The following is a 25103-nucleotide window of genomic DNA, read 5'->3' as shown; positions in this document are numbered from 1 at the left end:
CTTCACAGTCGGGTGGCGTGGGCCCGGGCCTGGGCGATGGACTGGGTCGGGGTGAGCTGTGTCGGATCGACGGTCAGGTGCAACAGCGCGCCCGACGGCGATGCCTCGGCGCGTCGGAACGCAGCCGGGAACTCGTCGGTCTGCGCCACCCGTTCCGCATGGAAGCCATAGGCGCGGGCGAGTTCCACGAAGTCGGGATTCACGAGGTCGGTGCCGACCACGCGCCCGGGAAAGCTGCGTTCCTGGTGCATGCGGATGGTGCCGTACGTGCCGTTGTCGATCACGAGCACGATCGGCTGGGCGTCGGCCTGGAGCGCGGTCCCGAGTTCCTGGACGTTCATCTGGAGGTCGCCGTCGCCGGCGAAGCAGACGACGGTGCGCTCGGGATGCGCCACCTTCGCGGCAACCGCGGCAGGCAATCCGTAGCCCATCGAACCGCTCTGAGGTGCCAGCAGCCGGGCGTCGGGACCGTAGAGCATGTACTTGTTGGGCCAGACCGTGAAGTTCCCCGCGCCGTTGGTCACCACCACCTCGGACGGCAGGTGGGCGCGAAGCCACGCCATCACCTCGCCCATGTCGAGCGGGCCCGGTTGGGGCGGGCACTCGAGCGTCGCCGCGAACGCGTCACGCCTTTCCCGGCGCCAGCCGGTGTCGTGCGGTTCGACCTCGGCGGCGAGGAGTGCGCGCAGCATCGGGCCGGGCCGGGCCGGCACCGCCACCGTGGGCGTGTGGATGCGACCGAACTGCGTCGGATCGGGATGGACGTGGATGAGCGGAACGCCGGGGTCGGGGACCGGCCAGATGCTCCAGGCAGCAGTGGTCATCTCCCCGAAACGCACGCCGAGCCCCAGCACGCAGTCGGCGCGGCTGAGGGTCTCCCTCACGGCCGGCGGCATGGCGACCCCGGCTTCGCCTGCGTAGCACTCGCTGTGATTGTCCATGAGGTCATGGAACCGGAAGGCCGCCACGACCGGGATCCGGGACCGTTCGGCGAAGCGGACGAGCTCGCGTCGGGCGTCGTGGGTCCAAGCGCCTCCTCCGGCCAGGATCACCGGGCGTTTCGCGGCAGCGAGAGAGGCGACGATCGCGGCAACGTCGTCGGCGCTCGGCTCTTGAGGGTCGATCGGTCGTGGGGGTGCCGCGGCGACGTCGGTGCGCGCCTGCAGCACGTCTTCGGGCAATGCGACGACCACAGGCCCGGGGCGCCCGCTCAGAGCCCGGTGGAATGCCTCGGCCATGACCGAACCGACGTGGTCGGCCGAGCGGATCTCGGTCACCCACTTGGCCAGACCGCCGAACATCCGGTGGTAGTCGACTTCCTGGAACGCCTCACGCCCTTGCTCGTGAGTCGCCACCTGACCCACGAGGAGAACCATCGGTGTGGATGCCTGCTGCGCCGCGTGGACACCGATGGACGCGTTGGTCGCCCCTGGTCCGCGGGTGACCAGGCAGACGCCCGGCGTGCCCGTGAGCTTTCCCCACGCCTCGGCCATGTAGGCCGCACCACCCTCCTGGCGGCAGATCACGAACCCGATGTCGGTGTCGTGCAGCGCGTCGAGCACGGTGAGGTAGCTCTCGCCGGGGACGCCGAATGTCGTGGTCACGCCGTGGGCGACGAGGCTGTCGACCACGCACTGGCCGCCGCTGCGCCCGCTCACGTGATGTAGCCCTGCGCGCGATCGTCGGTGACGGCGGCCGGGTCGCGCTCGGCCGGATCGCCGAATCCGCCGCCGCCCGGGAGGTGCATGACGAGACGGCGATCGGCCGGCACGGTCTGCCTTCCCTTGGTCGCGAAGGGGGTGCCGTCATCGAGTTCGACCTTTCCCGGCGCTCCGTCGCCGCCGCCGTGGCGGCCGCGGGCCGGGTTGTCGACACGATCGAACATGGCGGAGAACTCGAATTGATAGCCCTCGGCCGGCCCCACCTCGATGATCTGGCCGAGGCCACCACGTTGTCGGCCGACACCCCCCGAGTCGGGCCGGAGCTCCTTGATCCAGACGATGATCGGACCGACCTGTTCGGTCGCTTCGGCCGACATCGTCCGCACGCCGGACGGGAACGCAGTGGCCGACAGGCCGTCGAGAGTGGGCCGCGCACCGGTGCCGCCGCTGTTGAACATCAGGATCTCGACCGGAGGTCGGGGATCGGTCGCGGAGGCGCTGCGGGCGCTCGCCTGGAAGTTCCACAGCGCGCCCGCTCCTTCCGCGGGAACGACCCCGGGGAGTGCCTCGGCGAGTGCCCCGAGGCACAGATCGGTCACGAAGTGGCCGATGACGTGACGCACCGCGACCGGGTCGGGGTGCTGGGCGTTGAGGATCACGCCGGGTGGGGCCGAGACGGTGAACGGAGCCAGCGAGGCGTAATTGTTGGGCAGCTCCGGGGCAAGGGCCACGAGCATCCCGTAGGTGAAATAGGCCTGCGCGTAGGTGAGCGGCACGTTGATACCGAACGCGCTGATCGGGGAGGTGCCGGTGAAATCGGCGTGCATGCTGCTGTCGTCGACGGTGAGCGTCACCGCGAGGGTCAACGCGTGGTCGTAGCCGTCGACCGTCATCTCGTTGCGGTAGGTCCCCCCCGGCACCGAGGCGAGCGCCCCGAGCGTGGCTCGGCGGGTCCGGTCGAAGACGAACGCGGCGACGTCGTCGAGGTCGGGCAGGTCGAACTCGTCGAGCATCGAGACGAGACGGCGGCGGCCGGTCTCGTTGCAGGCGGCCAATCCGTGGATGTCGCCGACCACCTGATCGGCTTCGCGGACGTTGTTGCGGATGATCAGCACCAGGTCGTCGTTGAGCGTGCCCCGCTCGGCCCACTTCATGATCGGGATCCGGATGCCCTCCTCGTAGACCTCGTGGGCGTCGGGTCCGTAGCCGCGACCGCCGACATCGACCACGTGCGCCGTCGATGCGAAGAACCCGATCAGGGCGCCGCGGTGGAAGACCGGTGTGCACACGGTGATGTCGTGGAGGTGGCCGGTGCCCTTCCACGGGTCGTTGGTGACATAGACATCGCCGGGGTGGATGCGTTCCGGGCCGATGTCGTCGATGAAATGGGCGACCGCCGCTGCCATTGTGTTGACGTGGCCCGGAGTGCCGGTGACGGCCTGGGCGATCATCCGGCCTTCGCGGTCGAACACGCCCGCGCTGAGATCTCCGGCTTCGCGCACGGAGGTCGAGAACGCGGTGCGGACGAGGGTCACCGCTTGCTCCTCGACGATCGAGATCAGCCGGTTCCACATCACCTGGTAGTGGAGTTCGCGCGTGCTCATCGGCCGCCGTTCCTCGTCACGAGCAGGGATCCGTCGGGTTGCACCACCGCGTGGTGATGGCTCGCGAGCACCGTGGTCGTCTGCTCTTCGACGATGACGGCCGGCCCGACCACCCGTGTGCCGACTGTCAGGTCGTCGCGCCGCACGATGGCGGTGTCGACGTCGTCGCCGATGGTCGGGTCGTGGACGAGGCGGCGTCGCGCAGGCTCGTGGTCGACGACGTGGGCGGTGGTGAGATCGATCGGGTCGGGCGTCGCGCTGACCGAGGCGACCCGGACGGCCCAGCTCACGATCTCGATCACCACGGCGTCGATGGCCCGACCGAAGTGTTCGATGTATGCCTCGGTGAACGCGTGGGCCAGCGTCTCGGGGCCGAACGCCTCGACGTCGATGGTCACCGGGATCTCCCAGCCCTGACCCTTGTAGCGCATCGCCACCTGGCTCTGGACGGTGAGCTCGGCGTCGGTGCCGGCGCGGACGAACGAACGGGCCTCGTCGGTGAGTTCGGCCAGCACTCGGGTGGCACCGTCGAGGTCGAAGTCGGCGGTGGTGGTGTAGAAGCTGCGGATCGCCTCGTAGCTGAAGGGTGCCCGCAGGAACCCGATGGCGGAACCCACGCCCGCGCCGGGCGGCACGATCAGCTCGTCGAGGCCCAGCTTGTCGAGCAGCCGGGCCGCGTGGAGCGGTGCGCCACCACCGAAGGCGATCATCGAGCAACCGGCGAGGTCCTTGCCGTTCTCCACCGCGTGGACTCGGGCCGCGTTGGTCATGTTCTCGTCGACGACCTCGATGATCCCGACCGCGGCGAGGTGAGCGTTCATCCCCAGTGGCGCGGCGACGTGCCGGTCGATCGCCTCGCGGGCCTGCGGCGGCGAGAGCGTGATGTCGGAGGCGCCGAACGTCTCGGGGTGCAGTCGTCCCAGTTCGAGGTTGGCGTCGGTGACCGTCGGTTCGGTGCCGCCGAGGTCGTAGGCGGCCGGCCCGGGCTCGCTGCCGGCGCTGCGCGGGCCGATGCGGATCCTCCCGAGGCTGTCGACGCCGGCGATCGAACCGCCGCCGGCGCCGATCTCGATCATGTCGATGACCGGGATCGAGATCGGCATGCCGCTGCCCTTCTTGAACCGGGCGGTGCGGTCGACCTCGAAGGTCTTGGCCGTCTGTGGCGTGAAATCCTCGATCAGGCTGATCTTCGCCGTGGTGCCGCCCATGTCGAACGACACGATGCGGTCGCGGCCGTAGCGTCGGGCGAGGTCGGCGGCGAAGATCGCGCCGCCGGCGGGCCCGGACTCGACGAGGCGCACGGGGAACGCAGCCGCGGTCTCGACATCGATCAGGCCGCCGCCCGAGTGGATCAGGTGGAGTGGGCAGGCGGCGCCGCGATCACGGAGCTGGTCACGCAGACGGACCAGATACGAGGCCATGAGGGGCTGCACGTAGGCGTTCGCGCACGCGGTGTTGAACCGCTCGTACTCCCGCATCTGGGGTGAGACCTCGCTGCTGATCGACACGGCGACGTCGGGGAGCTCGGTCCGCAGCAGGTCGCGGAAGCGTTGCTCATGGACCGGATTGCGGTAGCTGTGGAGGAACCCGACGGCAACGGCCTCGTAACCGCCGGCTGCGATCCGCTCGATGATCTCGTGGGCGCCGGCATCGTCGAAGGGGACGAGCACGTCGCCGCGGGCATCGAGTCGCTCGGTGACCACGAAACGGTCCTTGCGCTCGATGAGTGGACGCGGGAGCACGATGTCGAGGTCGTACTGCTCGAACCGGCTCTCGGTCCGTGTCTCGATGACGTCGCGGAAGCCCGCGGTGGTGACCAGTGCGGTCGAAGCACCGCGTCGCTCGATCAGCGCGTTGGTGGCGAGCGTCGTTCCGTGGATGATCTGGGCCACATCGTGCAGATCGATCCCGGTGTCGGCGGCCACGCGGGCGATCCCCTCGAGGATGGCGCGCTCGGGTGCGTCGTGGGTGGTCAGCAGCTTCGTCGAATGCAGCGCGCCGGCCGATTCGATGACGATGTCGGTGAACGTGCCGCCGACATCGGCGCCGATCCGGGGACTCGCGGTCAGAGGCCCTCGACCCCGGGGAACTGCATCGGTCGGAACGACGGTCACCTCGGTCACCGTAGTATTCCTCCCGTGACCGCCGAGCCGACACTCGCCGACGACGAGGCACGATTGGCGGCGATCGCCCGCGAACTCACGGGGTTGCTCGAACGGCTGGTGCCCGAGTGGTTGCACCGGTGCGCGTCGACGGTGGCTCCCGACCTGGCATCGGACCAGCTCGAGGCGGCAATCTCCGACACGATGGACGCGCTCGTGCCGGAGCTCCGCCGGGTCCTCTCGGCCGACGTCGATGCGGGCGCCGGCAATCCGCTGGCCGCGATTCGGGCGGCGACGGGCGGGATCACCCGGCTCCTCGTCGACCGTCGCGCGGTGCCGCCCCCACGTGACGAGTTCGACGTGCGCGCCTTCCCGGACGATCTGTTCGGGTTCGGTCCTGCGTCATTCGCCGACATCGACCCGACCCTGCACGAACCCGGCCTCCTGTGGGGTGCGGCGCGTGCCCATGTGCACCTCCGTCGTCGTCGGGAGCTCGACCGATGAGCGCCGTCGTGGTCACCCGTGACCTGATGGACGGCAGCCGGTTTCGGGCGGCGCTGCCCGACGTCGTCGTGGTGCGTTCGCTCGCGGGGCCGGAACTCGTCGGCGCGACACTGATCCTGCTCGACCTCGCGACAGGTCTCGACCCCGCCGACGTGGTGGCGCTCGGCCCACCGGTGGTCGCCTACGGTGCGCATGTCGACACCGACGCGCTCCGGGCGGCGCTCGCCGCCGGCTGCGTCGATGCGTTGCCGCGCTCGAAGGTGTTCCGCCGGGCGGCCGAGCTCCTCTCCTGACGCCTCGTTCTCCGGGCCTCGATAGGCTCCTGCCTCGTGACCGACCGCCGCTCCTTCTCCGACGTTCTCGCCCGGGTCGCCGACGTCGAAGGATGGATGACCGACGACCAGGCCCGACGTCTCCACGACCGGGCGAGCGACCTCGGGCCCGGTACCCGCATCGTCGAGATCGGGAGTTTTCGCGGTCGCTCCCTGATCGTGTTGGCCTCGGCTGCGGCCGACGGCATCGAGATCGTGTCGATCGACCCCCACGCCGGTAGCGATCGCGGACCACAGGAGATCGCAGCCGACCAGGAACGTGGCGACGACGACCACACGGTCTACAACCGCAACCTGACCGACGCCGGTGTCCGTGATCGGGTCACCCATGTGCGCAAGATGAGCGACGACGCCCTCGACGACGTCGACGGCGAGATCGATCTGCTCTACATCGACGGTGCTCATCGTTTCGGTCCGGCCCGAGCCGACATCGTCGAGTGGGGCAACCGGGTGTCGGGTGGCGGCACGATGCTGATCCACGACTCGTTCAGTTCGATCGGGGTCACCTTGGCGCTGATGACGACCACCTTCGTGGGGGGCGAGTGGCGCTATGTGGGTCGTTCGCAGTCGATGGCCGAGTACCGGCGCGAGCACCTGACGTCGTCGGAGCGAGTGGTCGATTTCGGGCGTCAAGCGCTGCAACTTCCGTGGTTCGTCCGCAACGTCGCCATCAAGATCTTGCTGACGGCAAAGCTGTATTCGCTGACGCGGATCTTGGGCCACCACAGCCGGGACTGGCCCTATTAGACGGGACCTTGCCGAGACGATGTAACACACGCATCAGTCTGGCGAAACACTCTCGAAACAGTCGCTCCGTACGTTGCCCCCTGTTCGATCGCGGAGACCCCGCGTCGACGGGGGGAGGAATTGAGATGGAATCAGGCGATATCGCGTGGATGTTGATCTCCACGGCGCTCGTCGTGTTCATGGTGCCGGGCCTGGCGCTGTTCTACGGCGGCATGGTGCGTTCGAAGAACGTGCTGAACATGCTGAACATGAACACCTACTGCCTGGGCATCGTGCCGCTGCTGTGGGTCTTGTTCACCTACTCGCTGGGCAACAGCGGCGATGGTGACGGGCTCGAAGCCATCATCGGCAACTTCGATGCGGCGGGCTTGAAGGACCTCACCGGCAATCCGGAGTCGCTCATCCGCGTTGCGTTCTTCATGACCTTCGCGGCGATCACTCCGGCTCTCATCTCGGGTGCGGTCGCCGATCGCATGAAGTTCTCGGCCTGGGCCGTCTTCGTCCCGTTGTGGTCGATCCTCGTCTACACACCGGTCACCTACTGGGTCTACACCGGGTGGCACCACTCGAAGCTCGACCCGGCGGCGATCGACTTCGCCGGCGGGACCGCCATCCACATCAACGCCGGCGTTGCCGCCCTCGCGGTCGTGCTCGTTCTCGGGAGGCGGAAGGACTGGCCCCACACCGCCATGCCGCCGCACAACCTGACCATGGTCATGATCGGTGCCGGGATCCTCTGGTTCGGGTGGTTCGGCTTCAACGCCGGTTCGTCCGGGGCCGCCGACGGCGTCGCAGTACAGGCGCTGCTCAACACGTTCGTGGCCGCAGCTGCGGGGATGATCGGCTGGCTCGCGATCGAGCGGCTGCGTGACGGTCATGCGACCACACTGGGCGGCGCGTCCGGTGTCGTCGCCGGCCTCGTCGCGATCACGCCGGCCGCTGGCTACGTCGGCGGATTGTCACCGATCATCTTCGGGTTCGTCGCGTCGGTGTGCTGCTACTTCGCCATCCAGCTCAAGACCAAGTACGGCTACGACGATTCGCTCGACGTCGTCGGCGTCCACATGGTCGGTGGCATCGTCGGCGGTGTCCTCCTCGGCTTCTTCGCCGACTCGCGTATCAACGGCGTCGACGGGCTCTTCTTCGGTGACGGCGCCCTCGTCGTCAGCCAGGTCCTGGCCATCGTCTCGGTGCTCGTCTTCTCGTTCGTCGTGACCTTCGCCATCGCCAAGGTGCTCGATGCAACGATGGGCATCCGGGTCAGCGACGAGGACGAGATCACCGGCCTCGACCAGACCCAGCACGCCGAGACCGCCTACCTCGACTGACACCGGTGTAGCGGGTGTCTGACACCGGTGTAGCGGGTGTCTGACACCGGTGTGGCGGGTTGGGGGTGCGGATGGGCGACACTGGAGGTCGCATGAGCAGCATTCCGGCAACGTCGGCGGTTCTCGCCGATTCCTCCCTGATCGGCACGGCGTTGTCGCGGGCCTACACCGCGGAGATCGACGCGTGGTTGCAATCGGTGGTCGGCGGCGTGGGAGAGATGCGCGGGGTCGCCCTCGCCGCCGTCGGCGGCTACGGCCGCGGAGATCTGAGCATGGGCTCCGACCTCGACCTCCTGTTGATCCACAACGGCTCGGGCCATGTCGCCGAGGTGGCGGAGAACATCTGGTACCCGATCTGGGACAGTGGCATGAAGCTCGGCCACGCCGTCCGCACGATCGACGAGGCGCTCGATCTCGCGGCCGGTGATCTCGACACGGCGACGTCGCTGCTCGACATCCGGCTGATCGGGGGTGAGGAGAAGCTGGTCACCGAACTCGCGGCCAGGTCTCGGGCCCAGTGGCGTTCCAACGCCGACAAGATGCTCAACCTCCTGTCGGAGGGGACGCGTCAACGCCACGCCGAGGCAGGCGAGGTGGCGTTCCTGCTCGAACCCGACCTGAAGCTCTCACGCGGTGGACTGCGCGACGTCCATGCCCTGCACTGGATCGATCTCGCCGACGACGGCCTGATGGAGGAGTCCGAGCGTCAGGGCCTGGTGGGTCCCCACGATGCGCTCCTGTCGGCGCGCGTCGAGCTCCACCGGTCGACCGGCCGGCACTCGAACCAGTTGCTCCTGCAGGACCAGGACGAGGTGGCCGCTGCGCTCGGCTACGGCGACGCCGACGACCTGATGGCCGACATCGCCCAGGCGGCGCGAACGGTTGCCTGGATCACCGACGCCGTGCTGCACCGCATGCACCTGCGGTCGACCCGTCGTCGCTGGCGCAGCAAGGTCCGCGATCTCGGGCACGGAATCCGCATCGTCGATGAGACATTGCTGCTCGACGACCACGCGCCCGTGGCGAGCGATCCGGTCCTTCCCTTCCGCATCGCCTACTTCGCCGCCAAGGAGGATGCGTTCATCGAGCGCTCCGTGCTCGACCGTCTCGCCGACGAGAGCCCGAACCTTCCTGACCCCTGGCCGGACGAGGCACGCGACGTCCTGGTCGATCTCCTCCTGCTCGGGCACGATGCGATCCGCACTCTCGAAGCGCTCGACCAGGTCGACCTCTTGTCGCGCCTGATCCCCGAGTGGGCGCCGAACCGCAGCCGCCCGCAACGCAACGCCTATCACCGCTACACGGTCGATCGTCACCTCATGGAGGCAGCGGCCGAGGCGGCCCGCATCGCCGATCGGGTCGAGCGACCGGACCTGCTCGTCCTCGGCGGGTTGTTCCACGACATCGGCAAGGGCTACCCGGGAGACCACTCCGAAGTGGGCATCGACCTCGTGCGCCGGATCGGCACCCGCATGGGCTACCCGCCGGCCGACGTCGACGTGCTCGCGGTGCTCGTGCGACACCACCTGCTGTTGCCCGATGTCGCCAGTCGCCGTGATCTCGAGGACGAGGACACGATCCGCTTCGTCGCCGAGGAGATCGACTCGGTCAACACGCTCGAACTGCTCGGTGCGCTCACCGAGGCCGACTCCATCGCCACGAGCAACTCGGCGTGGAACAGCTGGAAGGCCGGCCTGGTCAGCGACCTGGTCGAACGGGCCAGTCACTTCATCCAGACCGGCGGAAGGGTCATCCCGTCGGTGTTCCCGTCCGACGAGCTGCTCGCCCGGCTCCGGACCGGCGTGGAGCACGTCGAACTCGTGGGCCATGAGCTCACGGTCATGACCGAGAACCGGCGGGGCACGTTCTCCCGGGTCGCCGGTGCCCTCGCCCTGCACGGCGTCGAGATCCTCGAGGCACAGCTCCACACCGAGGACGACCGTGCCCTCGAGGTGCTGCGGGTCGGCGGCGGCATCGGACTCGACGAGCGACCGAAGCAGGTCGAGGAGGACGTGCGGCGGGCGTTGCGCGGCCGTGTGGCCATCCGGGCCCGGCTCATCCAACGCGCCCGCAACTATCGCTACCAGCGAGCCACCACGGCGGTGCTGATCGACCCCCAGGTCATCATCGACAACGAGATGTCGTCGTCCTACACCGTGCTCGAGGTCCGTGGACCCGACTCGATCGGCGTCCTCTACCGGGTCACGCGGGCGATCGCCGACCTCGATCTCGACATCTACACGGCGAAGGTCCAGACCCTCGGCGACGACGTGGTCGATGCGTTCTACGTGCTCGACTCCGACGGTCAGAAGGTCACCGACATCGCCCACCAGCGCGAGATCGAACTCGCCATCCTCACCGCTCTCGTCGCCGACGCCTGACCGGTGCCGCAGGTTGCGTAGGGTTCGTGGTGTGAACGACATGCCTCCCGCGCCGCGCCGGGCCACCGAGCGTGAACTGATCCGGTGGGCCGAGGCCCTCTCGGCCACCGCCCGGACCGGGCTCGGCTTCACCGAGAACCTCTACGAGCGCGAACGCTTCGAGGAGGTGCTCGCCGTGGCGGCCGACATCCGGTCCCATGTCGAGGGAGGGTTCCATCCCGAGGAGCAGGTGCAGGAATGGCTCGATCGGGTGGGCGCCGGTGTCGCCGGCTACGTCACCCCGAAGATCACCGTTGGCGCGGTGGTCGGCAACGACGCCGGCGAGCTGCTGCTGATCCAGCGAGCCGACTCGGGGGTCTGGCTCTACCCGACCGGCTGGGCCGACGTCGGCTATTCGCCGGCCGAGGTCGTGGTGAAGGAGGTCTACGAGGAAACCGGCATCGAGTGCGACGTGGTGCGTCCCATCGCGATCCTCGACGGGCAACGCCGTGGCTTCACCCGCATCCCGCTGATCTCGCTCGTCTTCCACTGTCGGATGACCGGCGGAGGACTCAACCCGCATCCCCTCGAATGCAGCGACGTCGGTTGGTTCGCCGAGGATGCCCTCCCGGTGCCGACGGCCAACGCCGAGCTCTGGGCCGATCAGGCCTTCCGGGCCATCAGGGGCGAGGATCTCGCCGTACAGTTCGATCATCCGCGCAACCCGCCGTGGCGGGGCGATGCCGACCACGAGGACGCCCGATGACCACCCCCACCGCCTACGAACCCGTCACCTCCGCCGCCGACCACGGGACGACCCGCGACGGTCTCGTGCAGCTTCGTCGCCGTTGGCAGCCAGCGGGCGACGCGCACGGCGCAGTGCTCCTGCTCCACGGCATCGCCGAACACAGCGGACGCTACGAACATGTCGGCCGGCGCCTCGCCGATGCGGGTTTCGAGGTCGTCGCCATCGATCATCGCGGCTACGGACGCAGTGGAGGACGCCGCGGTCACGTCGACCGCTGGTCCCGGTTCACCGACGACGTCGAGGATCAGCTCGCACAGGTGCGTGAGTTCGGCCTGCCGACAGTGCTGCTCGGCCACTCGATGGGTGGGCTCATGGCGACCCGGTACGCCGTCGACACCGACCGTCCCCAACCGGATCTCCTCGTGCTCTCGGGTCCGGCGCTCGACGCCGAGATTCCGACCCATCTCCGCCTGGTCGCACCACTCGCGAGCCGGATCGCGCCCAGGTTCGAGGTCAGGGAGAAAGGCGACCCGGCGCTGTTGTCGAAGGATCCGAAGGTCGGCGAGGTCTTCTACGCCGATCCCTATCGGGTCCCGTTTCCGACCGCTCGGCTGGGCCATGAGTTGATGACCGCCATGACTGAGGCGCGAGCCGGTATCGACAACATCGCGATGCCGACGTTGGTGCTGCACGGCACCGACGACCGTCTGGTCCCGGCCTCGGCGAGCGACATCTTCGAGACGCTCCCCAACGCCGAACGGATCCTCTACGACGGTCTCCGCCACGAGCTCTTCAACGAGGCCGAGGGTCTCGAGATCGTCGACACCGTGATCGCCTGGCTCAACCGCCATCTCTGACCGCGAACGACGGCTCGACAGTTACTCGTTGTCGCGCAGGAACTGCTCGACTTCGGCCAGGAGGGTTTCGGGGTCGTCGTCGAGTTCCTCGTCGATCTCGACCTCGCCGTGTTCGTCCTCGTCGTCCCACGCGTCTTCGAGATCGGCCACATAGGCCGCGGTGTCGTCGTCTTCGGCGACGAGCTGGTCGACCTGGCGCTCATAGGTCGCCGCGGCGATCTCGAGGTCGGTGCAGTAGATCGACGTGCCGATGACCTCACAGACGCGCTCCACGAGCGCGAGCCCGGCCTTGGGCGATGGCGCGCCCGGCACGTAGGAGGGGACGGCGGCCCACACCGATGCAGTGGGGATCTCGGCATCGCGGCACTGGGTGGCGAGAACGCCGACGATGCCGGTGGGTCCTTCGTAGGTGGACGGTTCGAGCTCGAGCTCGGCCATCAGCGTCGCGTCGTCGGTCGCGCCATAGACCTCGACGGGCCGGGAGTGGGGCACGTCGGCCAGCAGCGAGCCGAGGGTGATGATCTGGCTGACATCGAGCGCCCGTGCCGTCTCGATGATCTGATCGCAGAAGGTGCGCCAGCGGAGCTGGGGTTCGAGGCCGAGCAGGACGACGGCATCGCGGGACGCCCCGGGGACCCGGCAGGCCCGGAACTGGTTCGTCGGCCAGACGAGGGAACGTTGACGGTCTTCGTCGAGCTGGACGAGCGGGCGGGTCGTGCTGAAGTCGTAGAAGTGTTCAGCGTCGATCTCGGCGAGCGCGGTGCCGTCCCAACGATCGGCGAGGTGGGCCGCGGCGATACTGGCAGCATCGCCGGCATCGTTCCAGCCCTCGAAAGCGGTGATCAGCACCGGCGAGCGGAGCTCGGGAACATTGGAGAGCCAGCGGACGTGGGCAGGAGACTTCTCGTGCGTCGACACGCCCGCAACGCTATCGGCGCGAGAGCCTCAGCGTGCTCGGGTCACCCGGTAGGTGCCATCCGCGTTGCGGCTCACGACTGCACCGTCGTATTGCTTTCGTAACGCATCTGCAGTGGCGCGGTCGACCCCGTTCGCCAAGACATAGCCGCCGGTGATCTTCGAGATGGACACCTGAATCTCCTTGGAAGCCGACCCCTGGGGGACGAGCCGACCTACCCGCATCGGGCATCGTACTACGTCTCGGCGGGTCGGTTCCGTCATTGAACTGACATATTTTCGGATTCGTGCCGAACGGCCCATCTGGGCACGGACGGACGGCGTGGCTAACGTCTGGTCCATGGACGACCAGACCACCATCTTCATCGACAACGAACATGTCACCGCAACGGCAACGGACCGCATCGAGGTCATCAACCCGGCGACCGAGGCCGTGATCGGTTCGGTGCCCGACTGTGGACCGGCCGACATCGATCGGGCGGTCGCGAGCTCGGTCGCTGCGTTCAACGGCGAGTGGCGCACATGGACGCCCGATGAGCGGGTCGAGGCGCTGAGCCGTTTCTCACAGGCGATCCAGGCCCGGGCCCAGGAGTTCGCCGAGGTCATCACGGCCGAGGTGGGCACGCCGGCGACCCAGTCGATGATGATGCAGGTCTTCGCATCGACGATGGTGCTCGACCAATACGTCAACATCGCGAAGAACTACGCCTGGCAGGAGCAGCGTCAGGGATCCATGGGTCAGAGGGTGCTCGTCAACCGCCAGCCGGTCGGCGTGTGCGCCGGCATCGTGCCGTGGAACGTCCCGCTGTTCATCGCGGCCATGAAGCTCGGCCCGGTCATCGCCACCGGTTCGACGATGATCCTGAAGACCGCTCCCGAGACACCGCTGCACGGCCGCCTCATCGGCGAGTGCGCGAAGGAGGCGGGCCTTCCCGCCGGGGTCGTCAACGTCGTCTCGGCCGATCGTGTCGGCAGCGAGTACCTCGTCCGTCACAACGACATCGACAAGGTCAGCTTCACCGGCTCGGCCCTCACCGGCGGCATCGTCGGCGGCATCTGTGGTGAGCAGATCAAGCGTTGCACCCTCGAGCTCGGCGGCAAGTCGGCCGCCATCGTGCTGGAGGACGTCGATCTCGACGCCGTCATGGGGGATCTCGTGATGTCGGGCATGCTCAACACCGGCCAGGCGTGCGGCGCCCAGACCCGCATCCTCGTGCCGAGCAGCCGCTACGACGAGATCACCGAAGCGCTCGGTGCCGCCGTCGGCGCACTGCCCTACGGCGACCCGACCGATCCGGCGATGGTGCTCGGCCCGCTGGTGGCGAAGCGTCAGCACGAAAAGGTCGGTGGCTACCTCCAGGCCGGCAAGGACGCGGGTGCCGTCGTCGTCACCGGTGGCAACCTCGCCGACATGGAGAAGGGATTCTTCGTCGAGCCCACGGTGTTCCGTGATGTCACCAACGACATGAAGATCGCCCGTGAGGAGATCTTCGGGCCGGTGCTGTCGTGCATCAAGTACGACACCGTCGACGAAGCGATCACGATCGCCAACGACAGCGACTACGGCCTCAGCGGTTCGGTGTGGACGCAGGACATCGACCGGGCCGCCGAGATCGCCGGCCAGATCCGCACCGGGGTGGTCGCGGTCAACAGCGCGGCGATCCTCGACATGGCGAGCCCGTTCGGTGGCTTCAAGAAGAGCGGCATCGGTCGGGAGCTCGGCCCGGAGGGCTTCGGTCCCTTCACCGAGATCCAGTCGGTCCTGCTCCCCGCTTAGCTACGAGTCCTGCTGTTCGGGTGGGCTGAATCGATAGACGTTGGTGTCGCGCTGAACGAACCCGATGCGCTGATAGAGGCGGTTGGCCGCCTCGCGACTCGGGCGTGACGTCAGGTCGACGGTGATGGCGCCGGCGGCAAAGGCATGTTCGATCGCCGCCTCGTTGAGGATGCGACCGACGCCCTTGCCGCGGGCGGCCTCGTCGACGATCACGTCTTCGATCCATGCCCGGATGCCGGTAGGGATCCGGAAGAGGATGAGCGTGAGCGTGCCGAGGATGCCGGTCTCGTCACGGGCCATGAAGAGGATCGACGCGTCGGAATCGATCATCTCCTGCAGCGCATCGTCGGTCGGCGGGGGGTTCGACTTCGACAGCTGGGGGACCAGCCGGTCCATTGCCTCGCGCAGTTCGGCGTTGCACTCGGTTGCGATGTACGTCTCGACCATGGGCCGAGCGTAGAGGTCAGGCGGCGGGAGGTGGCGCCGACCACGGCGCCTCGTCCAGATAGTCGGTCACCGGCTGCGCCTCCTCGCGTCGGTAGCCGACAGGGAACCAGAGGTCACCGATCGCGGCCGAGTAGTGGATCTCCCATGCGTGCGCGGCCAGGAACGACGACGGGTCGTCGCGGAACAGATTCGCGTAGTGGGTCACCGCGGCGACGTAGGCGTCGGAGTTGTTGTAGCCGAACAGCGCGTTGTGCATGTCGTCGGGTCCGCCACGGCGCACGAGATAGCGGGCGGCGGCAGGAATCGCGTCGTGGGGATCGTCGATGTCGCCGTCGCTGACCTCTTCCCAGGTGGTGGGGAGGAACTGCATCGGTCCCTGTGCGCCCGCGGTCGAGAGCCCGTCGATTCGTCCGAAGCCCGTCTCGATCAGGTTGATGGCCGCGAGGAACGACCAGGGGATCCCGGTCGACGCTTCGGCCGATTCGTAGAGCGCTCGGAGTTCGTCGGCGTCGAGCGGCTCCACGATCTCCCACGCAGGGACGTTGACCGGCGGGTCGCCGCCGTGGCCGATGTCGCCGATCGCCTGTCGCGCCGCGAGGTGCCGTTCGATGATCGTCAGGTACTCGTCGGGGGCGTCGGCGAGTGTGGTGCGGATCCACTCGGCGTTGCGGCCGATGATCCGGTAGAGCATCTGTTGCTCGTGGGCGAGATCGGCCCAGGCCCGTGCTCCGATTGTTTCCGGATCCTCGGAGTGGATCCGTCGCTCGATCTCGTAGAGACGCTCGGCCGCCGCGATCGGATCGGCGGGTACGGCCGGATACACGCGTCCGTCCGGGGCCGGGGGGTGCACGACCGGCGCCTCGGTCGTCGTGCTCGTCGGTGCGAGCGTCGTGGTCGAGCTGGTCGGCGCCAGCGTCACTTCGGTCAGCTCGGGGCGGGCGCCTTCGGCGCATGCTCCGCTGACCGCGGCCACGGTGAGGAGGGCACCGGTCAGGAGACGACGGCGCCCTCTCACACCGCGACGATGCGGGTCACGTCGCCACTGAGCGACAGGGCGAGCAGCTCGCCGTCGGCATCGGCGACGACGCCCACCAGGTTGTCGACCGGTACTCCGAGATCGCGGAACACGACGGCGTCGTCGACGATCGACAGGGCCCACAGCGACGACTCGCAATAGTCGCCGAACACGTAGGAGCCGATGAGGTCGGGGATGTTGAGGCCCCGGTAGACGACCCCGCCGCTGATGCTGCAGCCGCTCGGGGTGCTGCCGGCGTGGGGATACTCGAACACCGGGTCGACGTTGGCCTCGGGTCGGGCGCCGCTGTATTCGTGGGTGCCCTCTCGCAGATTCCATCCGAGGTTGGCACCCAGACCGAAGCCGTTGGCGCCGAGGAGGAGGTCGACCTCTTCCCACTGGTTCTGGCCGACGTCGGCGATCCACAGGTCGTCGGTGATCGGATCGAACGAGAAGCGCCAGGGGTTGCGCAGCCCGATCGCGAAGATCTCCGGCCGACCGTTCTCGCCGTCGGCATACGGATTGTCGGCGGGGATCGCGTAGGGGGTCGCCGCGCCGGGGGTCGGATCGATGCGCAGGAGCGAGCCGAGGATCTGGGTCGGGTCCTGGCCGGCGCCGAGGGGATCGCCCCCCGAGCCGCCGTCGCCCACGCCGATGTAGAGGTGTCCGTCGGGGCCGATCTGGAGCCCGCCCCCGTTGTGGTTGGCGAACGGCTGCTCGATCGACAGCAGATGGTGGCGTTCGCCGGGCCGGCCGGCGGCATCGAGCACGAACGCGTCGATGTTCGTGGTGCCGTCGAGGTCGGTGAAGTTGACGTAGAGGTTGTCGGCGTCGACCGCGAGGCCCAGCAGACCGCGCTCGCCTCCCGCCACGGTCTCGGCCGAGAGGTCGACCAGTGTGTCGCCGAGTTCGCCGGTGACCGGGTCGAGCACGGAGACGATGCCCTGTCGTTGCGCCAGCCAGAGTTCGCCGTCGGGCGCGACCGCGATGTCGACCGGTTCCCGGAAGGTTCCGAGGACCGACGGCGCAACGCTCACCCGGGTGAGATTGCCGTTGACCGAACGGGGGTCGGGGGCCTCGGTGGTCGTCGTGGTCGCGGTCTCGTCGGATGTCTCGTCGGTGGCCGGGTCGGTGGTTTCGGCCGACGTGGTGGGGGCCGTGGTCACGACCGGGACCGTGGTGACCGACGACTCGCCGACGGGGTCGTCGTTGCCACACGCCGCGGCGAGGAGCGTGAGCGCGATGAGCACGGCGACGGAACGGTGGACCCTCACTTGGGCACCTTTCGGATCAGGCCTTCCTGCACGACGCTGGCGATCAGCCGACCGTCGTGGGTGAAGACGCGACCGGTGGCCAGGCCGCGCGCTCCGGTGGCCGCCGGCGTGTGCTGGTCGTAGAGCAGCCACTCATCGGCCCGGAACTCGCCGTGGAACCACATCGCGTGGTCCAGGCTGGCCATCTGGATCGTGTCGTCACCCGAACCGGTGCCGTGGGGGAGCAGCGTGGTGTCGAGCAGGGTCATGTCGGACGCATAGGTGAGCAGGCAGGTGTGGAGCACCTGGTCGTCGGGCAGCGTGCCGTCGGCGCGGAACCAGACCTGCTGCACGGGTGGTTGTGGATCGCCGCGATCGAGCGGGCTCCTCGTCACATAGCGGAAGTCGAGTGGGTGCGGGTGGTCGGGGAACGGGTCGTCCATCCCCGCCTCGGCGAACCGCTCGGCCCGGGTGGGGAGTCCGTCGGCTGCGGGCACGTCGGGCATGGGCTCCAGGTGTTCGAGCCCCGGCTCGTGGATGTGGAACGACGCGGCGAGGTTGAAGATGGCCCGACCGTGCTGGATGGCGACGACGCGTCGGGTCGTGAACGAGCGACCGTCGCGGATGCGGTCGACCTCGTAGAGGACCGGGACCGACGGATCGCCGGGGCGCAGGAAGTAGGCGTGGAGCGAGTGCACGGCGCGGTCGTCGTCGATCGTGCGGGCCGCCGCGACGAGCGCCTGGCCCGCCACCTGACCTCCGAAGATCCGCTGTCGGTTCTCGTCGGGTGACACCCCGCGGAAGATGTTGACCTCGATCGCCTCGAGATCGAGGAGGTCGACCAGATCATCGACGTCGTGCTGCATGGGGACATACTGCCGCACGGTCAACACCGGCCCGCGGTCGGCCGACAAGAAGGGGTATGACGCTAGCCTCCACCCCCATGTCGACCGTCGAGCGCCTGGGGCTGACGCGCCTCCTCGAGGAGCACGGAAGGAAGATCCTCCGCTACTGCGGCGTCTCGGTCGTCAATGTGTTCACCGGCAACGGCACGCTGCTGATCTGCCTCGCGGTGTTGGAGCTCCATAGGGTGCTGTCGGTGCTGATCGCGTGGATGGTGAGCACGATCCCGGCCTACATCCTGAGTCGTCGCTGGGTGTGGCAGCAGCGCGGCGCGAACTCGATGAAGGCCGAGGTTGCGCCGTTCTGGATCCTCGCGCTCATCGGCCTCACCTTCTCCGGTCTGTGCGTGGGGATCGCCGGATTCTTCACCGACAGCTCGCTCGTGCTGATCGGCGTGAACTTCTCGGCCTTCGGTGTGGTGTGGGTCGCCAAGTACATCGTGCTCGACCGGATGATGTGGGGCGTGCGCCGCGAGGTGGAAGTCGAAGTGGTGTGATGGACCCCGAGATCCGTACGTTCGCCGAGGCCGCTCGCGGCTTCATGCCGCCCGACGAGGGTGTTGCGCTGCACGAGGCGGCGAAGGGTGTCGAGGTGGAGGGTCCGTTCCTCGAGGTCGGCAGCTATTGCGGCAAGTCGGGTGTCTACATCGGTGCCGCGGCGCGGGAGCGGGGCCGGGTGCTCTTCGCGCTGGATCACCATCGTGGGTCCGAGGAGAACCAGGCCGGCTGGGAGTGGCACGAGCCCGATCTCGTCGATCCCGAGATCGGCAAGATGGACACCCTGCCGATCTTTCGCCGCACGATCCACGATGCCGGCCTCGAAGGGACCGTGGTGGCGCTGGTCGGCGACTCGCCGACGGTCGGCAGCGCGTGGGCGACACCGCTGGCCCTGCTCTTCATCGACGGAGGCCACGGGCACGATCCGGCGCACCGCGACTACGAGATCTGGGTGCCCCACGTGGTCGTCGGCGGTCGACTGCTGATCCACGACGTCTTCCCGAATCCGGACGACGGCGGTCGCCCGCCCTACGAGATCTATTGCCGGGCCATGGATTCGGGTGCCTTCCGCGAGCTCGCCGCGGTCGGCTCGCTCCGAGTGCTCGAGCGCATCGCCGACGGTATCTGACCGTTCACGACCGGTCGGTCGGAGACGCTCGGGTCGGCATGAAGCCGCGGACGATCATGCGGCCGAGTTCCTCGGCGACCTGGCCCCGGTCCGGGAACGATGCCGCGCCGTGGCGCACCTCGATGTCGACCATGCTCGGATAGAGCTGGGTGAGGCCCTGCATGGCGGCCCATCCGAGCCGGGTTGCGGTGTCGACGTCGAGTTCGGGGTTGTGGCGGTCGGCGAATTCCTGGACGAGCGAGCGGAAGAGTCCGTGGGCGCCCTCGCCTGCGGCTTGCAGCACCGGATCGTCGGCGTGTACCAGGTCGTGGCGGAACGCCACGGCGCAGTGGCCGGGGTTCGACCCGGAGACCTCGACATAGGCGCGGCCGGCGGCGACGATGCGGTCGCCGGGATCGTCGATGCCCTCGATCGCGGCGAGGATCGCGGCCCGCAGATGCACGAACGCTTCGATCGCCACCGCGGTGAGCAGCCCGGTGGCGTCGCCGTAGTGGTGGGCGGGCGCTGCATGGGAGACGCCGGCCCGGCGGGCGACCTCTCGCAGCGAGAACCCGGCGGCGCCGCGCTCGGCGATCAGGTCGGCGGCGACGTGACGGAGCTCCTGGGCGAGGTCGCCGTGGTGGTAGCTCTTCTCGGTCACGGGTTCAGTGTGCCATGGGCCACAGCATCTTGACACTGGCAAGCACGGATCTTTACGTTGTCAACATGCATCAGACCGCCGCTACCGCATCCGTGTCCCCCGCCGTCCACCGTCGCCGCTGGGCGATCCTCGCCGTCAGTTGTCTCGCGGTCTTCGTGACCCTGCTCGACGGGACCATCGTCAATATCGCGCTGCCGTCGCTGGCGGTCGACCTCGGTGCGTCCACCCGCGAGCTCCAGTGGATCGTCGATGCCTACCTCCTCGTGTTCACGGGGCTGCTCCTCGCCGCCGGCGGACTGGGCGACCGGTTCGGCCGCAAGCGCTCGCTCATCGTCGGTCTGGTCGCCTTCGGGATCACGTCGGTCGTCGCCGGGTCGGTCGGATCGGCCGGCGCGCTGATCGTGAGCCGGGCCCTCATGGGCATCGGCGCCGCGTTCATCTTCCCGGCCACCCTGGCGATCATCGCCAACGTCTTCGCCGATCCGAAGGAACGGGCGGCGGCCATCGGCGTGTGGGCCGCAACGAGTGGTGTCGCGGTGGCGGCCGGCCCGATCGTGGGCGGATGGCTGCTCGAGCACTACTGGTGGGGATCGGTGTTCTACATCAACGTCCCCATCGTGGTGCTCGCCGTCGCAGCGTCCGTCGTCCTGGTCCCCGAGTCACGTGACGCGACCGCACCGAAGCTCGACGTCGGTGGTGTGCTGCTGTCGATCGGCGCGATCAGCGCGCTCGTCTTCACGATCATCGAGGCCCCGGAGTGGGGATGGGCCAGTGGCTCCACCATCGCCGGGTTCGTCGTCGCCGCGGTCGCCCTCGCCGCCTTCGTCGGTTGGGAACTGAGGGTGCCCTCGCCGATGCTCCCCGTGCGGATTTTCACCAACCTGCGCTTCAGCGCCGCGAGCGTCGCCGTGACGTCGGCCTTCTTCGCCCTCTTCGGGTTCATCTTCCTGGTGACGCAGTACTTCCAGCTCGTGCGCGGATACGGCCCCTTCGAGGCCGGCGTCCGCACGATCCCGGTGGCGCTCTCGATCGCGACGGCGGCGGTGATCGCTCCCAAGGTCGTCGAGCGGATCGGCACCAAGCGGGTCGTCACCGCCGGACTCACCCTCATGGGCGTCGGCTTCCTCTGGATCTCCGCCGTCTCCCAAGCCACGCCCTACCTCGAGATCGTCGGGCAGATGGTGTTCCTCGGTGTTGGGCTCGGCCTGACCACTGCGCCCGCCACCGAGTCGATCATGGGCTCCCTGCCGGCCGACAAGGCGGGCATCGGCTCGGCCGTCAACGACACGACCCGCGAGCTCGGCGGCACCCTCGGGGTGGCCATCATCGGTTCGGTCTTCAGCTCGATCTATGTCGGTGCCCTCCGCGACAGCGAGTTCATCCTGCAGCTGCCCGACGAGGCCCGTCACCTGACCGAGGAGTCGGTCGGCGCCGCCGGATTCGTGGCCCAGGGTCTCGGCGACGGGGCGCCCGCCTACCTGGGCGCGGTCAACGAGGCGTTCCTGTCGGGTATGTCGGTCGCCTGTGTGGTCGCCGCCTTCGTGGCGCTCAGCGGTGCGGCATTCGCCGCTCGCTTCCTCCCCGCCCGGGCGGAGTCGCCCCACGGGGATTCCGCCATCGCCGACTCGGTCGAGCTCGGCGTCGTCTGAGCGGGCGGAACCGCTGGTTCAGTCGCGGGTGCGTCCGTCGATGGTCGAGTCGGCCGACTGGTCGGACGGGTCGACGTCGATGATCGCCGGCAGGAACTCGTGGTCGGAGAACAGGCGGGCGGCCGGGCTCGTGCCGTCGATGGCTTCGGCCGTGAGCAGCACCGCGGCCGACGAGTAGGTCGAGCGCTCCTCGGGCGGGAACAGCGTCCCCTCGGGGTGGACGATGCCGGTGATGTAGCGACCGTCGTCCTCGCGGGTCGCCTGGGCGGCGGTGAAGAGCTGCATGGCGATGTCGTGCTCGCCCACGCCCATGTGGGCCAGCGCGCATTCGCAGGTCTCGGCGGTGGTGACCCACGGCCGGTCGCTGACGCAGCGAATGCCCTTGTCGTCGAGCATGAACGTGTTGAAGCGGTCGGCCAGGTGGGCACGGCCCGCCTCGCCGGTGATCACGCCGGCGAGGACCGGGTAGTACCAGTCCATCGCCCAGCGGTGCTTCGGGGAGAACGCCTCGTCGCGTTCGTGGCGGATGGCGTGGGCGAGCAGACCGACCGAGAGCTCCCAGTCGGGGCGTTCGTGGTGGAGCTCGTTGGCGATGGCCACCGCACAACGCAGGCTGTGGGCGATCGACGACGACCCGGTGAGCAGCGCGAACGACCAAGGGGTGCCGTCGGGGTGGCGGGCCCACAGGATCTCGCCGCGGGGCTGCTGGAGCTCGAGCACGAAGTCGATCGCGGGCTCGACGACCTTCCACATCTCCTCGAGGTACCCGAGGTCGCGGAAGTGCAGGTAGTGGTGCCAGACACCGGCCGCGATGTAGGCGATGACGTTGGCGTCGAGCTTGTCCTGCTCGACCCCGTCGGCGAGGTAGTACTGGTGCCAGGAGCCGTCGGGGCGCTGGAGATCGACGAGCCATTGGTAGGCGGCCTCGGCCTCGGCCCGGCGTCCGCCGATCACCAGTGCCATCGCCGCTTCGATGTGGTTCCACGGGTCGGCGTGGCCACCCGGGAACCACGGGATCATGCCCGAGTCGAGTTGCCAGGACGCGATGTGGTCGGCGGTGTCGCGGACCTGCTGGGCCGACAGGACGCCGGGGATGTCAGGCAGCATGTGCGTCCTCCCGCATCCGCTTCGAGCGCAACGGCGATTTCGTCGCGTAGACCACGAGGCTCTTGCCCAGCACGGGGTTGAGAACCTTCTCTGCCGTGCGAGTCAACCACGGCTGTTTCACGATGTCCCACTCGAGGAGCTTGTGGTACGTCTTCACCGACCAGTTGTCGTCGATCTCGTTGTTGACGCCGACGGCGCACCGGATCCACCAGTAGGGCGAGTGCAGGGCGTGGGCACGATGCGAGCCGACCGGGTCGAGCCCGGCGCCGCGGAGCTTCTCCCGCACCTCGTCTTCGGTGTAGATGCGGACATGGCCCCCCTCGGCCTTGGGGGCGTAGTACTCGTCGCTCAGCTTCCAGCAGATCTTCTCGGGGAAGGTTGCGGGCACGGTGACGGCGATGGTGCCGCCCGGCTTGAGGATCCGCATGAACTCGTCGTAGGCCGCCTGGTCGTCGGGGACGTGTTCGAGCACCTCGGAGGCGATGATCTTGTCGAAGGTCTCGTCGGGATAGGGGAGTCGGGTGCCGTCGCCCTGCACCTGCGCCCGCATCAGCGAGCCGTCGAACAGGCCGTCGTCGACCAGGATCGGGCCGGTGTTGCGGATCGCCTCGAGCTCGGGCAGCGCCATGTCGCAGCTGACCACGTCGGCCCCGCGCACGAGCGCCTCGTAGGTGTGGCGGCCGAAGCCGCACCCGAGATCGAGCAGGAGATCCCCGGCGCGTAGATCGAACTTGTCGTAGTCGACCGTCAGCATCACGCGCCTCCGCGGGCTTCGTGCTCGTCGAGCACGGCCCAGTACTGATCGAGCGTCTTGAGGGCGGTGTGGCGCCACGACCACTGGTCGATGACCCGCTGGCGGCCCTGCGCGCCGACCTTGGCCCGCAGCTCGGGATCGTCGAGCGCCATCTTGATCGTCGCTGCGAGGGCTTCGCTGTTGCCGGGCTCGGTGAGGAAACAGGTCTCGCCGTCGGTGCCGGCGACCTCGGGCAGGGCCCCGCCGGTGGTGGCCACGAGCGGCACACCGCACGACATCGCCTCGATCGCCGGCAGCGAGAACCCCTCGTAGAGCGACGGGACCACGGCGAGTTCGGCCTCGCTGTAGAGCTCGACGATCCGTTCGTCGGGTACGCCCGACACGAAGTGGACACAGTCGTCGAGACCCAGTTCGGTCATGACGGTGCTCGCATGGCTGTCGGGTCGGCGTTTGCCGATGATCGTCAGCTCGATGTGGCGCTCGGTGCGGAGCTTGGCCACGGCTTCGAGCAGGAACTTGAGGCCCTTCATCGCCACGTCGGCCGATGCGGTGGTGACGAGGTGACCGGGCCGACGTTCGACGCCGGCCACGGGGAGGAAGAGCTCGGGGTCGACGCCCACGGGCACGACGTGGAGCTTGTCGAGGTCGATCCCGTGGTCGGCGCTGATGTCGCCCTTGGAGGACTCGGACACGGTCATGACGCGGGGCATGCGCTTGCCGACCTGGGTCTGCATCTTGGTGAACGAGTACCAGCGACGCTTGCCGAACTTCTCCCACGGTGTGCGGGCGTGCTCGAGCTCGAGCCGGCGATCGACGGTGATCGGGTGATGGATCGTCTCGAGGATCGGCCAGCCCTCCTGCTGCAGCTTCAGGAGGCCCCAACCGAGCGTCTGGTTGTCGTGGATGAGGTCGAAATCGGCGCGGCGAGTGCGCAGGTGGCGCCAGGCCCGGAGGCTGAAGGCCATCGGTTCGGAGAAGTTGCCGGTGCTGAACGAGACGTGTTCGGCGACATCGGTCCAGTCCTTCCACTCCCAGATGCGGGGCTTGCGCATCGGGTGCGGGTCGCCCCAGATGTCGAGGCTGGGAAGCTCGATCAGGGGGACACGTTCGTCGAGAATGGGGTAGGGCGGCCCGCCCAACACCTCGACGTGGTGCCCGAGATCGACGAGCGCCTTGCTGAGATGGCGGACGTAGACGCCCTGTCCGCCGACATGCGGCTTGCCGCGATAGGTGAGGAGCGCGATACGCAGGGCGCGATCTCGGTCGAAAGGCATG

General features: G+C 68.4%; 24 protein-coding genes. 11 read left to right on the top strand and 13 right to left on the bottom strand.

From position 1 onward, the window contains the following. Positions 1-2: 2 nt before the first annotated feature. The 3 genes from R2707_15205 to R2707_15195 are packed head-to-tail and all read right to left on the bottom strand — an operon-like array spanning position 3 to position 5379. Positions 3-1658 (bottom strand): thiamine pyrophosphate-binding protein, encoded by a 1656-nt coding sequence (locus tag R2707_15205; GenBank protein ID MEZ5246448.1) that lies wholly within the window; start codon positions 1656-1658, stop codon positions 3-5. Next, positions 1655-3265, bottom strand: a complete 1611-nt coding sequence (locus R2707_15200; GenBank protein ID MEZ5246447.1) for a hydantoinase B/oxoprolinase family protein — start codon at positions 3263-3265, stop codon at positions 1655-1657. Before R2707_15200 ends, R2707_15205 begins: the two co-directional genes overlap by 4 nt. Continuing rightward, positions 3262-5379: a hydantoinase/oxoprolinase family protein gene (locus R2707_15195; protein ID MEZ5246446.1), complete on the bottom strand. Its 2118-nt coding sequence runs from the start codon at positions 5377-5379 to the stop codon at positions 3262-3264. Before R2707_15195 ends, R2707_15200 begins: the two co-directional genes overlap by 4 nt. A 24-nt stretch (positions 5380-5403) precedes the next feature. Here R2707_15195 and R2707_15190 point away from each other — a divergent pair, with 24 nt between their 5' ends. From R2707_15190 to R2707_15160, 7 genes are all read left to right on the top strand, one after another. After that, positions 5404-5871 carry a hypothetical protein gene (locus R2707_15190; GenBank protein ID MEZ5246445.1) on the top strand — a complete coding sequence of 156 codons (468 nt, stop codon included), beginning with the start codon at positions 5404-5406 and terminating at the stop codon, positions 5869-5871. Then, positions 5868-6164, top strand: coding sequence for a hypothetical protein (locus tag R2707_15185; protein MEZ5246444.1), 297 nt, complete (start codon positions 5868-5870; stop codon positions 6162-6164). Before R2707_15190 ends, R2707_15185 begins: the two co-directional genes overlap by 4 nt. 36 nt (positions 6165-6200) lie before the next feature. Beyond that, positions 6201-6950: a class I SAM-dependent methyltransferase gene (locus R2707_15180; GenBank protein ID MEZ5246443.1), complete on the top strand. Its 750-nt coding sequence runs from the start codon at positions 6201-6203 to the stop codon at positions 6948-6950. Positions 6951-7075: 125 nt separating this feature from the next. Then, complete coding sequence (locus R2707_15175) at positions 7076-8278, top strand: ammonium transporter (GenBank protein ID MEZ5246442.1); 1203 nt, start codon at positions 7076-7078, stop codon at positions 8276-8278. 92 nt (positions 8279-8370) lie between these two features. Next, positions 8371-10659: a [protein-PII] uridylyltransferase gene (locus R2707_15170; protein ID MEZ5246441.1), complete on the top strand. Its 2289-nt coding sequence runs from the start codon at positions 8371-8373 to the stop codon at positions 10657-10659. 40 nt (positions 10660-10699) lie between these two features. After that, positions 10700-11404, top strand: a complete 705-nt coding sequence (locus tag R2707_15165) for an NUDIX hydrolase N-terminal domain-containing protein (protein MEZ5246440.1) — start codon at positions 10700-10702, stop codon at positions 11402-11404. Next, positions 11401-12243: an alpha/beta hydrolase gene (locus R2707_15160; GenBank protein ID MEZ5246439.1), complete on the top strand. Its 843-nt coding sequence runs from the start codon at positions 11401-11403 to the stop codon at positions 12241-12243. The genes R2707_15165 and R2707_15160 overlap by 4 nt, the downstream gene beginning before the upstream one ends. Positions 12244-12264: 21 nt before the next feature. Here the strand turns inward: R2707_15160 and R2707_15155 are convergent, their stop codons facing one another. Then, entirely contained in the window at positions 12265-13161 is an 897-nt protein-coding gene (locus R2707_15155; GenBank protein MEZ5246438.1) for a PAC2 family protein, read from the bottom strand. A 27-nt stretch (positions 13162-13188) separates the two neighbouring features. Continuing rightward, the gene (locus R2707_15150) at positions 13189-13332 is read right to left on the bottom strand and encodes a hypothetical protein (GenBank protein MEZ5246437.1); all 144 of its coding nucleotides are present in this window, start codon (positions 13330-13332) and stop codon (positions 13189-13191) included. A gap of 166 nt (positions 13333-13498) precedes the next feature. Here R2707_15150 and R2707_15145 point away from each other — a divergent pair, with 166 nt between their 5' ends. Beyond that, positions 13499-14935, top strand: coding sequence for an aldehyde dehydrogenase (locus R2707_15145; GenBank protein ID MEZ5246436.1), 1437 nt, complete (start codon positions 13499-13501; stop codon positions 14933-14935). Here R2707_15145 and R2707_15140 read toward each other — a convergent pair whose 3' ends face one another. From R2707_15140 to R2707_15125, 4 genes are read right to left on the bottom strand one after another with little or no spacing between them, the layout of a single operon-like run. Further along, positions 14936-15382, bottom strand: a complete 447-nt coding sequence (locus R2707_15140; GenBank protein MEZ5246435.1) for a GNAT family N-acetyltransferase — start codon at positions 15380-15382, stop codon at positions 14936-14938. A 16-nt stretch (positions 15383-15398) separates the two neighbouring features. Then, entirely contained in the window at positions 15399-16397 is a 999-nt protein-coding gene (locus R2707_15135; GenBank protein MEZ5246434.1) for a lytic transglycosylase domain-containing protein, read from the bottom strand. Then, positions 16394-17671 (bottom strand): PQQ-dependent sugar dehydrogenase, encoded by a 1278-nt coding sequence (locus tag R2707_15130; GenBank protein ID MEZ5246433.1) that lies wholly within the window; start codon positions 17669-17671, stop codon positions 16394-16396. Before R2707_15130 ends, R2707_15135 begins: the two co-directional genes overlap by 4 nt. Next, positions 17668-18516, bottom strand: a complete 849-nt coding sequence (locus R2707_15125; GenBank protein MEZ5246432.1) for an acyl-CoA thioesterase II — start codon at positions 18514-18516, stop codon at positions 17668-17670. Before R2707_15125 ends, R2707_15130 begins: the two co-directional genes overlap by 4 nt. A 77-nt stretch (positions 18517-18593) precedes the next feature. Between R2707_15125 and R2707_15120 the strand changes: the two genes are divergently transcribed. Together R2707_15120 and R2707_15115 are read left to right on the top strand one after the other, a co-directional pair. Further along, the gene (locus R2707_15120) at positions 18594-19049 is read left to right on the top strand and encodes a GtrA family protein (GenBank protein MEZ5246431.1); all 456 of its coding nucleotides are present in this window, start codon (positions 18594-18596) and stop codon (positions 19047-19049) included. Next, positions 19049-19678, top strand: a complete 630-nt coding sequence (locus R2707_15115) for a class I SAM-dependent methyltransferase (GenBank protein ID MEZ5246430.1) — start codon at positions 19049-19051, stop codon at positions 19676-19678. The genes R2707_15120 and R2707_15115 overlap by 1 nt, the downstream gene beginning before the upstream one ends. A 4-nt stretch (positions 19679-19682) precedes the next feature. On the opposite strand, the gene R2707_15110 is transcribed toward R2707_15115, so the two are convergent. Further along, on the bottom strand, positions 19683-20318 hold the full coding sequence (locus R2707_15110) for a TetR/AcrR family transcriptional regulator (GenBank protein MEZ5246429.1): 636 nt from the start codon (positions 20316-20318) through the stop codon (positions 19683-19685). A gap of 65 nt (positions 20319-20383) precedes the next feature. Between R2707_15110 and R2707_15105 the strand changes: the two genes are divergently transcribed. Continuing rightward, positions 20384-21967: an MFS transporter gene (locus tag R2707_15105; protein MEZ5246428.1), complete on the top strand. Its 1584-nt coding sequence runs from the start codon at positions 20384-20386 to the stop codon at positions 21965-21967. 18 nt (positions 21968-21985) lie between these two features. On the opposite strand, the gene R2707_15100 is transcribed toward R2707_15105, so the two are convergent. From R2707_15100 to R2707_15090, 3 genes are read right to left on the bottom strand one after another with little or no spacing between them, the layout of a single operon-like run. Beyond that, positions 21986-23074, bottom strand: a complete 1089-nt coding sequence (locus R2707_15100; GenBank protein MEZ5246427.1) for a hypothetical protein — start codon at positions 23072-23074, stop codon at positions 21986-21988. After that, positions 23064-23828: a class I SAM-dependent methyltransferase gene (locus tag R2707_15095; protein ID MEZ5246426.1), complete on the bottom strand. Its 765-nt coding sequence runs from the start codon at positions 23826-23828 to the stop codon at positions 23064-23066. Before R2707_15095 ends, R2707_15100 begins: the two co-directional genes overlap by 11 nt. Next, on the bottom strand, positions 23828-25102 hold the full coding sequence (locus R2707_15090) for a glycosyltransferase family 4 protein (GenBank protein ID MEZ5246425.1): 1275 nt from the start codon (positions 25100-25102) through the stop codon (positions 23828-23830). Before R2707_15090 ends, R2707_15095 begins: the two co-directional genes overlap by 1 nt. Position 25103 lies beyond the last annotated feature (1 nt).

Source organism: Acidimicrobiales bacterium (assembly GCA_041394245.1).
In the GTDB taxonomy this organism is placed as follows: domain Bacteria; phylum Actinomycetota; class Acidimicrobiia; order Acidimicrobiales; family Aldehydirespiratoraceae; genus JAJRXC01.
Note: the sequence above shows the minus strand (reverse complement) of the source record. Positions and strands in the feature narration are given on the sequence as shown.

Bases quoted from the DNA above. Each gene is read 5' to 3' on its own strand.
- R2707_15105 (MEZ5246428.1), top strand. From the start codon at position 20,384: ATGCATCAGACCGCCGCTACCGCATCCGTGTCCCCCGCCGTCCACCGT.
- R2707_15185 (MEZ5246444.1), top strand. From the start codon at position 5,868: ATGAGCGCCGTCGTGGTCACCCGTGACCTGATGGACGGCAGCCGGTTT.
- R2707_15200 (MEZ5246447.1), bottom strand. From the start codon at position 3,265: ATGAGCACGCGCGAACTCCACTACCAGGTGATGTGGAACCGGCTGATC.
- R2707_15140 (MEZ5246435.1), bottom strand. From the start codon at position 15,382: ATGGTCGAGACGTACATCGCAACCGAGTGCAACGCCGAACTGCGCGAG.
- R2707_15170 (MEZ5246441.1), top strand. From the start codon at position 8,371: ATGAGCAGCATTCCGGCAACGTCGGCGGTTCTCGCCGATTCCTCCCTG.
- R2707_15160 (MEZ5246439.1), top strand. From the start codon at position 11,401: ATGACCACCCCCACCGCCTACGAACCCGTCACCTCCGCCGCCGACCAC.
- R2707_15125 (MEZ5246432.1), bottom strand. From the start codon at position 18,516: ATGCAGCACGACGTCGATGATCTGGTCGACCTCCTCGATCTCGAGGCG.
- R2707_15145 (MEZ5246436.1), top strand. From the start codon at position 13,499: ATGGACGACCAGACCACCATCTTCATCGACAACGAACATGTCACCGCA.
- R2707_15095 (MEZ5246426.1), bottom strand. From the start codon at position 23,828: ATGCTGACGGTCGACTACGACAAGTTCGATCTACGCGCCGGGGATCTC.
- R2707_15090 (MEZ5246425.1), bottom strand. From the start codon at position 25,102: ATGCCTTTCGACCGAGATCGCGCCCTGCGTATCGCGCTCCTCACCTAT.
- R2707_15175 (MEZ5246442.1), top strand. From the start codon at position 7,076: ATGGAATCAGGCGATATCGCGTGGATGTTGATCTCCACGGCGCTCGTC.
- R2707_15165 (MEZ5246440.1), top strand. From the start codon at position 10,700: ATGCCTCCCGCGCCGCGCCGGGCCACCGAGCGTGAACTGATCCGGTGG.
- R2707_15120 (MEZ5246431.1), top strand. From the start codon at position 18,594: ATGTCGACCGTCGAGCGCCTGGGGCTGACGCGCCTCCTCGAGGAGCAC.
- R2707_15115 (MEZ5246430.1), top strand. From the start codon at position 19,049: ATGGACCCCGAGATCCGTACGTTCGCCGAGGCCGCTCGCGGCTTCATG.
- R2707_15100 (MEZ5246427.1), bottom strand. From the start codon at position 23,074: ATGCTGCCTGACATCCCCGGCGTCCTGTCGGCCCAGCAGGTCCGCGAC.